General features: G+C 69.8%; 11 protein-coding genes. 2 read left to right on the forward strand and 9 right to left on the reverse strand.

Annotated features, from left to right (window positions below; all coding sequences use genetic code 11):
• Positions 1–303 precede the first annotated feature (303 nt).
• The 3 genes from ACIP8Z_RS31020 to thyX all read right to left on the reverse strand — a co-directional run bounded on the left by ACIP8Z_RS31020 (position 304) and on the right by thyX (position 3,907).
• Entirely contained in the window at positions 304–1,989 is a 1,686-nt protein-coding gene (locus ACIP8Z_RS31020) for a ribonuclease J (protein ID WP_319320189.1), read from the reverse strand.
• A gap of 99 nt (positions 1,990–2,088) precedes the next feature.
• Complete coding sequence (gene dapA, locus ACIP8Z_RS31025) at positions 2,089–2,988, reverse strand: 4-hydroxy-tetrahydrodipicolinate synthase (RefSeq protein WP_402089418.1); 900 nt, start codon at positions 2,986–2,988, stop codon at positions 2,089–2,091.
• 178 nt (positions 2,989–3,166) lie between these two features.
• Positions 3,167–3,907 (reverse strand): FAD-dependent thymidylate synthase, encoded by a 741-nt coding sequence (gene thyX / locus ACIP8Z_RS31030; protein ID WP_055600971.1) that lies wholly within the window; start codon positions 3,905–3,907, stop codon positions 3,167–3,169.
• A 155-nt stretch (positions 3,908–4,062) separates the two neighbouring features.
• Between thyX and ACIP8Z_RS31035 the strand changes: the two genes are divergently transcribed.
• Together ACIP8Z_RS31035 and ACIP8Z_RS31040 are read left to right on the forward strand one after the other, a co-directional pair.
• Positions 4,063–4,302: a hypothetical protein gene (locus ACIP8Z_RS31035; protein ID WP_318207588.1), complete on the forward strand. Its 240-nt coding sequence runs from the start codon at positions 4,063–4,065 to the stop codon at positions 4,300–4,302.
• Positions 4,303–4,356: 54 nt separating this feature from the next.
• The gene (locus tag ACIP8Z_RS31040) at positions 4,357–4,917 is read left to right on the forward strand and encodes a hypothetical protein (RefSeq protein WP_402089420.1); all 561 of its coding nucleotides are present in this window, start codon (positions 4,357–4,359) and stop codon (positions 4,915–4,917) included.
• Here ACIP8Z_RS31040 and ACIP8Z_RS31045 read toward each other — a convergent pair.
• From ACIP8Z_RS31045 to eccD, 6 genes are all read right to left on the reverse strand, one after another.
• Complete coding sequence (locus tag ACIP8Z_RS31045; RefSeq protein WP_319320178.1) at positions 4,907–5,359, reverse strand: hypothetical protein; 453 nt, start codon at positions 5,357–5,359, stop codon at positions 4,907–4,909. The genes ACIP8Z_RS31040 and ACIP8Z_RS31045 overlap by 11 nt on opposite strands.
• Positions 5,360–5,364: 5 nt before the next feature.
• Positions 5,365–6,117, reverse strand: coding sequence for a 4-hydroxy-tetrahydrodipicolinate reductase (gene dapB, locus ACIP8Z_RS31050; RefSeq protein WP_402089423.1), 753 nt, complete (start codon positions 6,115–6,117; stop codon positions 5,365–5,367).
• Between the two features lie 25 nt (positions 6,118–6,142).
• Positions 6,143–7,522 (reverse strand): pitrilysin family protein, encoded by a 1,380-nt coding sequence (locus ACIP8Z_RS31055; protein WP_319320171.1) that lies wholly within the window; start codon positions 7,520–7,522, stop codon positions 6,143–6,145.
• On the reverse strand, positions 7,519–9,738 hold the full coding sequence (locus ACIP8Z_RS31060; RefSeq protein WP_402089425.1) for a polyribonucleotide nucleotidyltransferase: 2,220 nt from the start codon (positions 9,736–9,738) through the stop codon (positions 7,519–7,521). Before ACIP8Z_RS31060 ends, ACIP8Z_RS31055 begins: the two co-directional genes overlap by 4 nt.
• A 283-nt stretch (positions 9,739–10,021) precedes the next feature.
• Positions 10,022–10,312 (reverse strand): 30S ribosomal protein S15, encoded by a 291-nt coding sequence (gene rpsO, locus ACIP8Z_RS31065; protein ID WP_209497086.1) that lies wholly within the window; start codon positions 10,310–10,312, stop codon positions 10,022–10,024.
• A 182-nt stretch (positions 10,313–10,494) separates the two neighbouring features.
• Positions 10,495–11,973, reverse strand: coding sequence for a type VII secretion integral membrane protein EccD (eccD, locus tag ACIP8Z_RS31070; RefSeq protein WP_402089427.1), 1,479 nt, complete (start codon positions 11,971–11,973; stop codon positions 10,495–10,497).
• Positions 11,974–11,999: the final 26 nt, after the last annotated feature.

The raw sequence follows: 11,999 nt of genomic DNA on the forward strand, positions 1-11,999 counted from the left end.
ACCCTCTCGGGCTTTCCTCCGGGCTTCCCTTCGGTCTTGCGTTTCCGACTCTATCAGATCTTTCCGATCCGATTTCCTCGGTGCTTTCCGGTCCCTTTTGTTTTCACTCCGGGGGCCTTTCGGCGGTTCCGACTTTATCAGAAGATCTGAGTCGGTTTTTCCGCCTCCCGGTGAAGCGTTCGGGCGCACGTCGGCGCCGGGGCTTCCCGTTCTGGCGGAGCCGTAAACGTACTGGAGCGGGGCGCCCCGATGCAAATCGAGGGGCCCCGCTCCGGTGCTGCGCTGGTCAGGCCGTCAGACCTGTCAGACCTCCACGACGACCGGAAGGATCATCGGGCGTCGGCGGTAGGTGTCGGAGACCCACTTGCCGACGCTGCGGCGGATCAGCTGCTGGAGCTGGTGGGGTTCCACGACGCCGTCCTGGAACGACTTGTTCAGGGCCTGGTCGATCTTCGGGAGCACCGCGTCGAACGCGGAGTCGTCGATGCCCGAGCCGCGGGCGTGGACGTGCGGGCCGCCCACGATCTTGCCCGTCGAGGAGTCGACCACGACGAAGACCGAGATGATGCCCTCCTCGCCGAGGATCCGGCGGTCCTTGAGGGAGGTCTCGGTGACGTCGCCGACCGAGAGGCCGTCGACGTACACGTAACCGGCCTGGACCTTGCCGGTGATCCGGGCGCGGCCGTCGACCAGGTCGACGACGACGCCGTCCTCGGCGATGACGATGTGGTCCTTGGGGATGCCCGTCAGCGCGCCGAGCTCGGCGTTGGCGCGGAGGTGGCGCCATTCGCCGTGGACCGGCATGAGGTTCTTCGGGCGGCAGATGTTGTAGAAGTACAGCAGCTCGCCGGCCGAGGCGTGGCCCGAGACGTGGACCTTGGCGTTGCCCTTGTGGACGACGTTCGCGCCCCAGCGGGTCAGGCCGTTGATCACGCGGTAGACCGCGTTCTCGTTGCCCGGGATCAGGGACGACGCCAGGATCACGGTGTCGCCGGGGACGATCCGGATCTGGTGGTCGCGGTTGGCCATGCGGGACAGGGCCGCCATCGGCTCGCCCTGGGAACCCGTGCAGACCAGCACGACCTCGTCGTCCGGCAGGTCGTCGAGGGTCTTCACGTCCACGACGAGGCCGGCCGGGACCCGGAGGTAGCCCAGGTCGCGGGCGATGCCCATGTTGCGGACCATCGAGCGGCCGACGAAGGCGACCCGGCGGCCGTACTCGTGGGCGGCGTCGAGGATCTGCTGGATGCGGTGCACGTGGCTGGCGAAGCTGGCCACGATGATGCGCTTCTGGGCGTTCGCGAAGACCGTGCGCAGGACGTTGGAGATGTCCTTCTCCGGCGGGACGAAGCCCGGGACCTCGGCGTTCGTGGAGTCCGAGAGAAGGAGGTCGATGCCTTCCTCGCTCAGCCGCGCGAACGCGTGGAGGTCGGTGAGGCGGCCGTCCAGCGGGAGCTGGTCCATCTTGAAGTCGCCGGTGGCGACGGCCATGCCCGCGGGGGTGCGGATCGCGACCGCGAGCGCGTCCGGGATGGAGTGGTTGACCGCGATGAACTCGCAGTCGAACGAGCCCAGGACCTCCCGGTCGCCCTCCTTCACCTCAAGGGTGTAGGGGCGGATGCGGTGCTCCTGGAGCTTGGCCTCGATCAGGGCGAGGGTCAGCTTGGAGCCGATCAGCGGGATGTCCGGCTTGAGCCGGAGCAGGTAGGGGACGGCACCGATGTGGTCCTCGTGGCCGTGCGTGAGCACGATGCCTTCGATGTCGTCGAGGCGGTCCCGGATGATGGTGAAGTCCGGGAGGATCAGGTCGATACCGGGCTGCTCCTCTTCGGGGAAGAGGACGCCGCAGTCGACGATGAGCAGACGGCCGTCGAATTCGAAGACCGTCATGTTCCGGCCGATTTCGCCGAGCCCGCCGAGCGGGATGACGCGCAGGGCGCCCTTCGGCAGCTTCGGCGGGGCACCGAGTTCAGGATGCGGATGACTCAAAAGACTCTCCTCACCACGCACGCCACGTACCCCTTGGCACGTGGCGCGCATGACATTCGTGCACTTGCTGTTGTCAGTGTTCAGTTGTGAAGTCCGTTGTCAGAGCTCTACCCCGCCGGCGGCCAGGTCGATCTTGAGCTGCTCGGTCTCCTCGGGGGACAGCTCCACGAGGGGCAGCCGCAGGGGGCCGGCCGGGTGGCCCTGGAGGGCGAGGGCGGCCTTGGTGGTCATGACGCCCTGGGTGCGGAACATCCCGGTGTAGACCGGGAGCAGCTTCTGGTGGATCTCGGTGGCCTTCTGGATCTCGCCGCCCAGGTGGGCGTCGAGGAGGGCGCGGAGCTCCGGGGTGACGACGTGGCCCACGACGGAGACGAAGCCGCAGGCGCCGACGGAGAGCAGGGGCAGGTTGAGCATGTCGTCGCCGGAGTACCAGGCGAGGCCGGAGCGGGCGATGGCCCAGCTGGCGCGGCCGAGGTCGCCCTTGGCGTCCTTGTTGGCGACGATGCGCGGGTGCTCGGCGAGCCGGACGAGCGTCTCGGTGTCGATCGGGACGCCGCTGCGGCCGGGGATGTCGTAGAGCATCACCGGGAGCTCGGTGGCGTCGGCGATGGCCGAGAAGTGCCGGTAGAGGCCCTCTTGCGGGGGCTTGTTGTAGTACGGCGTGACGGCGAGCAGACCGTGTGCGCCGTCGCGCTCGGCGGTGCGGGCGAGCTCGATGGAGTGGTGGGTGTCGTTGGTGCCGATGCCGGCCACGATGTGGGCGCGGTCGCCGACCGCCTCCAGTACCGCTCGTACCAGCTCCGATTTCTCCGCGTCGCTGGTGGTGGGGGACTCGCCGGTGGTGCCGTTGATGACGAGGCCGTCGTTGCCTGCGTCCACCAGATGGGTGGCCAGTCGCTGGGCACCGTCGAGGTCGAGTGCGCCGTCCGCCGTGAAGGGCGTGACCATGGCGGTGAGGACCCGCCCGAAGGGGGTCTGCGGAGTGGAGATCGGAGCCATGGGTAACACGCTACTCGCTGCTCAGCGCCGGGTGTCCCCTAGGGGGACAGGAGAAAGGGAGCCCGGCGCTGCCTGCTCGGGGGTTCAGGCAGCGCCGGGTCCGTTTGATCAGCCTAGATGAACTTCGTGAAACGTCGCAATACGGACACTTCGCGCGGGTGGTTCGGACATCTGTGCCCTATGGGGCCACACGGCCGTTCTTGTTGAAGGCTCCATGGGTCAGCGGCATCAGCCGGGCCCAGTGCTCCTCCATCTTCTCGCCGACCATCTCGATCTCCCGCTGCGGGAAGGACGGGACCGCGGCCAGCTCGTGCTGGGTGCGCAGGCCGAGGAAGTGCATCAGCGAGCGAGCGTTGCAGGTGGCGTACATCGAGGAGAACAGGCCGACGGGGAGGACCGAGCGGGCGACCTCGCGGGCGACGCCGGCGGCGAGCATCTCCTGGTAGGTGGCGTACGCCTGGCGGTACGAGTCCTCCATCGTGCGGCTGACCAGGTCGTGCTGCTCCTGGGTGCCGTCGACGAAGACGTACTTGCCGGGGCGGCCCTCCTGGACGAGCTTGCGGGAGGCGTCCGGGACGTAGAAGACCGGCTGGAGCTCCCTGTAGCGGCCCGATTCCTCGTTGTACGACCAGCCCACGCGGTGTCGCATGAACTCGCGGAACACGAAGATCGGGGCGCTGATGAAGAAGGTCATCGAGTTGTGCTCGAAGGGGCTGCCGTGGCGGTCCCGCATCAGGTAGTTGATGAGGCCCTTGGAGCGCTCCGGGTCCTTCTGGAGCTCTTCGAGGGACTGCTCGCCCGCCGTGGAGACCCGGGCTGCCCAGAGGACGTCGGAGTCGGCCGCCGCGCTCTTGACCAGCTCGACGGTGACGTCGCTCCGGAAGTCGATCTTCACGTTCTCGGTGGGGCTGTCGGTCACCAGCGGTCCTTCCAATCGGCTGTTGCAGTCGCCCACTCTAACGACGTCCTACCGGAGGATGAGATTCGGCTGCTTTGGTGAAATAGGGCACCAAAACCACGGTTCTGTCGTCTCTCCTTGTGAAGCATGACGACGACCCGAGGAGAGTGGCTCTGATGTTCAGCCGGAAAGAGGCCGTACCGTTCGCGTTCGTCGCGGAGGCCGACCACTTTCGCAGTAACGTCACTCCACCACCCCGGGAGCGCCTCGGCGCCTCGCAGATCGTGGGCCGTACCCTGCTGGGGCTGACCGTCGTGGCCGGCCTCGTGGGCTCGTTGATCTTCGGGATGCCGTCGCTTCAGGCGGGCGACTCCGCCACTCGTCAGCAGCAGTCCGAAGCCTCCGACAACCGCTGAGGTAGCCTCACCGGGCACCGCCCCTTCGAGCGTGCTTGTGAGTGAGGACCTGTCGTGCCCCTGCCCTTTCTGACGGCCGACCGTGCTTTTGACACGACCGACCACGTCGCCCTGCCGTTCGACGACCACGACCAGTGGCGCCGTCCGTACCGGCCCGGGTCCTGGCGGGTCGGGGCGGCGGCGCTCGCGCTGCTGCTGGCCTCGTTCGTCCTCCTCGCCGCGGTGATCATCACCGCGGCCGGAGGATTCAGCGGTGGGGCCGCCACCCTGGCCACCGCCGTACTCGTCATCCTGGCCGCCCTGCGGATGCTGCGCATGGGCACCTGGGTGAGCCGCGCCGGCATCCGCCGCGTGGCCTTCTTCTCGACCGTCACCGTGCCGTGGGCGAAGGTGACCTCCGTCCGCACCGTCCAGCAGCCGGTGCGCTGGCTGGGGCTCCCCCGCACGGTCCAGGGTCAGGCCCTGGTGCTCGGCCGGCGCGGCGGTGAGCAGCTGATGCTGCTCACCGACCACAACGCCGACTTCCTCTCCCGGGTCGAGGCCTTCGACCGGGCGGCCGACACGGTCGAGGCCTGGAACGCCGAGTACGGCGTGGCCCCGGCCGCTACGCGCTGACCGGACGCCCCTCGTGGAGGGCGATGGCCCTCTGCATCGCCTTGCGGGCCCGCGGGGTGTCGCGGGCGTCGTGATAGGCGACCGCGAGCCGGAACCAGCAGCGCCAGTCGTCCGGCGTGTCCTCCGTCTCGGCCTTGCGCCGGGCGAAGACCTCGTCGGCCGAGTCGCGGTCGATGCGGCCGCCCTCGGTGCGCTTCAGCTCGTCGACGGGCAGGCCGCCCTCCGCCTCCAGTTCGGTGGCGAGGCGGTTCGCCCGGCGGGCGAACCGGGTGTTCTGCCAGAGGAACCAGCCGCCGACCGCGGGCAGCAGGAACGCCACCGCGCCCATGCCCATGGCGGCCGGCTCGCCCGTGAGGAGGAGCAGCACGCCCTCCATCGCCACCACGCCGAAGACGAGGACGAGCACGGTGGAGAGGAAGACGTACGTGATCTTTCCGCCCATGGCCGTCAGCCCAGGTCCAGGAAGTGCTCCAGGCCGAAGGTGAGGCCCGGAGTGCTGGGGACACGGCGGGCGCCCAGAAGGATGCCCGGCATGAAGCTGGAGTGGTGCAGCGAGTCGTGGCGGACCGTCAGGGTCTCGCCCTCGCCGCCGAGCAGCACCTCCTGGTGGGCCAGGAGGCCCGCCAGGCGTACGGAGTGGACGCGGACGCCGTCGACGTCGGCACCGCGCGCCCCGTCCAGGGCGGTCGCGGTGGAGTCCGGCTGGGCGCCGAGGCCGGCCTCGGCGCGGGCGGCGGCGATCAGCTGGGCCGTCCGGGTGGCGGTGCCGGAGGGGGCGTCCACCTTGTGCGGGTGGTGCAGCTCGACCACCTCGACGGACTCGAAGTACGGGGCCGCGAGCTGGGCGAACCTCATGGTGAGGACCGCGCCGATGGAGAAGTTCGGAGCGATGAGGACGCCGGTCTCCGGGGAGGCGGCGAGCCAGGTCCGCAGCTGCGCGAGGCGCTCCTCGGTCCAGCCGGTGGTGCCGACGACCGCGTGGATGCCGTGGCGCACGCAGAAGTCGAGGTTCTCCATGACCGAGGCCGGGGTGGTCAGCTCGACGACGACCTGGGCGTCCGCCTCGACGAGGCGCTCCAGCTTGTCGCCGCGGCCGAGGGCCGCGACCAGTTCCATGTCCTCGGCGGCCTCGACGGCCCTCACGGCCTCGGAGCCGATACGGCCCTGTGCACCGAGGACCGCCACGCGCAGCTTGCTCATTGCTCTTCCTTAGGGGACTCGGGGGTCAGGAGACCGCTTGGTGGAGGCGGTCCGCCTGCTTGTCCTTCAGCGGGCCGATCACCGAGAGCGAGGGCCGCTGGTCCAGTACATCGCGTGCGACCTCCCGGACCTCGTCCGGGGTGACGGCGGCGATCCGGTCCAGCATGTCGTCGACCGACATCTGGGTGCCCCAGCACAGCTCGCTCTTGCCGATGCGGTTCATCAGCGCGCCGGTGTCCTCGAGGCCGAGCACGGTCGAACCGGAGAGCTGGCCGACGGCGCGGGCGATCTCGTCGTCCGTGAGGCCGTCGGAGGCGACCTTGTGGAGCTCGTCGCGGCAGATCTTCAGGACGTCGTGGACCTGGCCCGGGCGGCAGCCCGCGTACACGCCGAAGAGCCCGCAGTCGGCGAAGCCCGAGGTGTACGAGTACACGCTGTAGGCCAGACCGCGCTTCTCGCGGACCTCCTGGAAGAGGCGGGAGGACATGCCGCCGCCGAGGGCGGTGTTCAGCACGCCGAGGGCCCAGCGGCGCTCGTCGGTGCGGGCCAGGCCCGGCATGCCCAGGACCACGTGGGCCTGCTCGGTCTTGCGGTTCAGGAGCTCGACGCGGCCCGCCGCGCGCAGGGTGCGCAGGCCGTCGCGCGGGGCGACGGGGACGGCGTCGGTACGGGTGAGGGCGCCGGCCTTCTCGAAGGCGCGGCGGACCTGGCGTACCACCGTGGCGTGGTCGACGTTGCCCGCGGCGGCGACGACCAGGTGGGTCGGGTCGTAGTGCTTCTTGTAGAAGCGGGCGATCTGGCCGCGGCTGAGCGCGTTGACCGTGTCGACGGTGCCGAGGACCGGGCGGCCCAGCGGGGTGTCGCCGAACATGGTCTGTGCGAAGAGCTCGTGCACGACGTCACCGGGGTCGTCCTCGGTCATCGCGATCTCTTCGAGGATGACACCGCGCTCGGCGTCCACGTCCTCGCCGAGGATGAGCGAGCCCGTGAGCATGTCGCAGACGACGTCGATCGCCAGCGGCAGGTCGGTGTCGAGGACCCGGGCGTAGTAGCAGGTGTACTCCTTCGCCGTGAAGGCGTTCATCTCGCCGCCGACCGCGTCGATCGCGGCGGAGATGTCGAGGGCGGACCGCTTGTGGGTGCCCTTGAAGAGGAGGTGCTCCAGGTAGTGGGTGGCGCCGTTGAGCGCCGGGGTCTCGTCGCGGGATCCGACGTGCGCCCAGATGCCGAAGGTGGCGGAGCGCACGGAGGGAAGGGTCTCGGTGACGATCCGGAGGCCGCCGGGGAGGGTCGTGCGGCGGACCGTGCCGATGCCGTCCTTGCCCGGGAGAAGCGTTTGGGTACGGGCGACGGCCCGCCCCTCCGAGGAGGGGCGGGCCGTCGCGCGGGAACTACGGGACGTCACTGGTCGGTGTCGCCCTTGTCGTCGGCGGCGCCGTCCTCGTCCGCGATCACGGGGATCAGGGACAGCTTGCCGCGCTGGTCGATCTCGGCGATCTCGACCTGGACCTTGGAGCCGATCGCGAGCACGTCCTCGACGTTCTCCACGCGCTTGCCACCGGCGAGCTTGCGGATCTGCGAGATGTGCAGCAGGCCGTCCTTGCCCGGGAGCAGGGAGACGAAGGCACCGAAGGTGGTGGTCTTGACGACCGTACCCAGGTAGCGCTCGCCGACCTCCGGCATGGTCGGGTTGGCGATGCCGTTGATCGTGGCGCGGGCGGCCTCGGCCTGCGAGCCCTGCTGGGCACCGATGTAGATGGTGCCGTCGTCCTCGATCGTGATCTCGGCGCCGGTGTCCTCCTGGATCTGGTTGATCATCTTGCCCTTGGGGCCGATGACCTCACCGATCTTGTCCACCGGGATCTTGACGGTGATGATGCGCGGCGCGTTCGGGGACATCTCGTCCGGAACGTCGATCGCCTCGTTCATCACGTCGAGGATGTGCAGACGCGCGTCGCGGGCCTGCTTCAGCGCGGCGGCCAGGACCGACGCGGGGATGCCGTCCAGCTTGGTGTCGAGCTGGAGCGCGGTCACGAACTGCTTCGTGCCGGCGACCTTGAAGTCCATGTCGCCGAAGGCGTCCTCCGCACCGAGGATGTCGGTGAGGGCGACGTAGTGCGTCTGGCCGTCGATCTCCTCGGAGATCAGACCCATGGCGATGCCGGCGACGGCGGCCTTGAGCGGCACGCCGGCGTTCAGCAGCGACATGGTGGAGGCGCAGACCGAGCCCATCGACGTCGAACCGTTGGAGCCGAGAGCCTCGGACACCTGGCGGATCGCGTAGGGGAACTCCTCGCGGGTCGGCAGCACCGGCACGAGGGCGCGCTCGGCGAGGGCGCCGTGGCCGATCTCGCGGCGCTTGGGCGAGCCCACGCGGCCGGTCTCGCCGACGGAGTACGGCGGGAAGTTGTAGTTGTGCATGTAGCGCTTGCGGGTCACCGGGGAGAGGGTGTCCAGCTGCTGCTCCATGCGGAGCATGTTGAGGGTGGTGACGCCCAGGATCTGGGTCTCGCCACGCTCGAACAGCGCCGAGCCGTGCACGCGCGGGATGGCCTCGACCTCGGCCGCCAGCGTACGGATGTCCGTCAGGCCACGGCCGTCGATGCGGACCTTGTCCTTGATGACGCGCTCGCGGACCAGCTTCTTGGTCAGCGCGCGGTAGGCACCGCCGATCTCCTTCTCGCGGCCCTCGAAGGCCGGGAGCAGCTTCTCGGCAGCGAGCTCCTTGATGCGGTCGAGCTCGGCCTCGCGCTCCTGCTTGCCGGCGATGGTGAGCGCCTTGGTGAGCTCACCCTTGACGGCGGCGGTCAGCGCCTCCAGGACGTCGTCCTGGTAGTCCAGGAAGACCGGGAACTCGCCGGTGGGCTTGGCGGCCTTGGCGGCGAGGTCCGACTGGGCCTTGCAGAGGACCTTGATGAAGGGCTTCGCGGCCTCGAGACCGGCGGCGACGACCTCCTCGGTCGGCGCCTCGGCGCCGCCCTTGACGAGCTCGATGGTCTTCTCGGTGGCCTCGGCCTCGACCATCATGATCGCGACGTCGCCGTCCTCCAGGACGCGTCCGGCGACGACCATGTCGAAGACGGCGTCCTCGAGCTCGGTGTGCGTCGGGAAGGCGACCCACTGGCCCTTGATCAGGGCGACGCGGGTGGCGCCGATGGGGCCGGAGAAGGGCAGGCCCGCCAGGATCGTGGAGGCGGAGGCGGCGTTGATCGCGACCACGTCGTACAGGTGGTCGGGGTTGAGCGCCATGATCGTCTCGACGATCTGGATCTCGTTGCGCAGGCCCTTCTTGAAGGAGGGGCGCAGCGGGCGGTCGATCAGGCGGCAGGTGAGGATCGCGTCCTCGGAGGGACGGCCCTCACGGCGGAAGAAGGAGCCGGGGATCTTGCCGGCCGCGTACTGCCGCTCCTCGACGTCCACCGTCAGCGGGAAGAAGTCGAGCTGGTCCTTGGGACGCTTCGAGGCGGTGGTCGCCGAGAGGACCATCGTGTCGTCGTCCAGGTAGGCGACGGCGGAGCCGGCGGCCTGCTTGGCGAGGCGGCCGGTCTCGAAGCGGATGGTGCGGGTGCCGAAGGTGCCGTTGTCGATGACGGCCTCGGCGTAGTGGGTCTCGTTCTCCACTAGCGGTTTCTCCTACGTGTTCGTCTTTGCGTCCGGGGCCCGTGTGGCCGGGGACGGTGTGCGACGGGGGCGGAGAAGCACGCCTCGGGTGCTGGCCGGTCTTCGATCGAAGCACCCGGGGTTTCGTTCCGGGGGCCACTACCGAGGACCGGCGGCGAGCCGGCGGCTCCTCGCTCGTCGTTATGGGGGTTGTGCGACCAGCCTACGGGCCGATGCGCACTTTGTGCACGTACAGCAAAGGGAGCGGCCCCCTGAAAGGGGGAACCGCTCCCTCAACGGCGACTTACTTGGCGCCGCCGGCCGCACCGCGGCGGATGCCGAGCCGGTCGACGAGCGTACGGAAGCGCGCGATGTCCTTCTTGGCCAGGTACTGCAGCAGGCGGCGGCGCTGGCCGACCAGGATCAGCAGACCACGACGGGAGTGGTGGTCGTGCTTGTGCTGCTTGAGGTGCTCGGTCAGGTCCGAGATGCGACGGGACAGCATCGCGACCTGGACCTCGGGGGAGCCGGTGTCGCCCTCCTTGGTGCCGAACTCGGCCATGATCTGCTTCTTGACAGCGGCGTCGAGAGCCACGCGGATCTCCTCTTAGGTGTTCGTGCGCCCGTGAGTGCCCCTGGTCTTGATCTCAGGGGAAGCTTCCGTGACTCGACGGGCGAAGGTCCGATGGGCGCAGCTTCCAGAGGATTCCGGGAGCGCGTACACAAACGGCCGTCACACAGCGTACCAGCTCGCCGGAGCGCCCCCGGAGCAGACGGCTACTTGCTGGTCAAGGAGCGGACCATGGAGAAGACGTCGAGGACGGCGAGGCAGAGCGGGACGAGGGAGAGCAGGACGAAGCCCTCGGCCAGGTCGAGGAGGCGGCCCCAGAACGGGGAGAGGCCCTTCCTCGGGATGATCAGGCCGATCGCGGTGATCAGCGCCGCTCCGGCGGCGACGGACGCGGTGAGCCAGATCGTACGGATGTCGAGGCCGCCCCGGTCGCCGTACATGAGGAGGTCCTTGACCAGGTCCGCCGGCGGGTTGAGGGAGAGCCCGAGGACGAGCAGCGCGATGGCGGCGATGCCGGCCACCAGGACGCAGACGACCTGCGAGGTGTAGCGGAAGAGGCGGGCGCGCAGCAGCATCGCCAGGCCGGAGGCGAGGGCGAGGAGCTGCCCCCACATGTTTCCGGCGAAGCCGAGGACGGCCGCGGAGCCGACGACGACCGCGGCGCACCCGCCGACCAGGCCGAGGAGCATCTCGTGGCCGCGGCGGGCCTGGAGCGCGATGCGCTCGCCGTCGACGGGCTGGTGGTCCTCGCCGGCCGGCTGCTGCGGGTCGCCGTGGAACTCGTCGCCGGCGGCGCTGCGGGGGGCGGCGTAGCCGATGGGGAGCCGGGCGAAGCGGGCGGAGAGGCCGGGCAGGAAGGCGACGAGGCCGATGGCGACAGGGGCGCAGGCGGCTGCCGTCTCGGTGGCGGTCGACTCGGTGAGGATCGCCACGAAGGTCGCGAGGGTGCCGACGGTGGCGAGGAAGGTGGCGGCGACGAAGGGCGCGTCGCCACTGGGGGTGAGCGCGACGAGCGCCACCGAGGCCACCAGGACGGTGACGCAGCCGAGCAGGAACTGGAGGCGGCCGGGGCCCTGGCCGGCGTCGGGGCCGATGATGCCGGAGCCGGCGATGAGCAGCAGCGGCAGCGCGCCCAGGCCGAGGGCGACGGCGGTGGCCCGGTCGCCGTACACGCGGGCGCGTACTCCGGCGAAGGCGGTGAGGAGGAATCCGGCGGCGCCCGCGATGATCCCGGGCAGGCTGTGCATGTCGTGCCGGATCGGGTCGGCGAACCAGAGCACGAAGCCCATCAGGACGAGGAGCAGCACGCCGCCGAGGAGTCCGGCGCCGCGCAGCAGCTCGTCGCCCCACAGGTGCCGGTCGCGGGTGACGGCGGAGGCGACGGCGTCGGACACGTCGTCGTAGACGGCCGGCGGCAGGGACTGGGCGAACGGGCGCAGGGAGAGCACCTCGCCGTCGAGGACCTGCTGGGCCGCGAGGGTGCGGGCCCCGTCGAGGACGGATCCGTCCCGGCGGACCAGGTGGTAGCCCGTGGGCGTACCGGCGGCCTGTGTCTGTCCGGTGAGGCGCAGGATCTCCGGGTAGACGTCGGCGACGGCGATGTCCTCGGGGAGCGCGACGTCGATGCGGCTGTCCGGCGCCACGACGGTGACGCGGCAGAAACCGGTCGCTGCGGTCGTACTCACGTGTCTGGACCCCCTGATTCGCGGTT

This window comes from Streptomyces sp. NPDC088553 (genome assembly GCF_044752965.1).
Lineage (GTDB): Bacteria > Actinomycetota > Actinomycetes > Streptomycetales > Streptomycetaceae > Streptomyces.

Excerpts from the sequence above, each read along its gene's own strand:
- dapA (WP_402089418.1), bottom strand. The coding sequence starts at position 2,988 with ATGGCTCCGATCTCCACTCCGCAGACCCCCTTCGGGCGGGTCCTCACC.
- ACIP8Z_RS31035 (WP_318207588.1), top strand. The coding sequence starts at position 4,063 with ATGTTCAGCCGGAAAGAGGCCGTACCGTTCGCGTTCGTCGCGGAGGCC.
- ACIP8Z_RS31045 (WP_319320178.1), bottom strand. The coding sequence starts at position 5,359 with ATGGGCGGAAAGATCACGTACGTCTTCCTCTCCACCGTGCTCGTCCTC.
- dapB (WP_402089423.1), bottom strand. The coding sequence starts at position 6,117 with ATGAGCAAGCTGCGCGTGGCGGTCCTCGGTGCACAGGGCCGTATCGGC.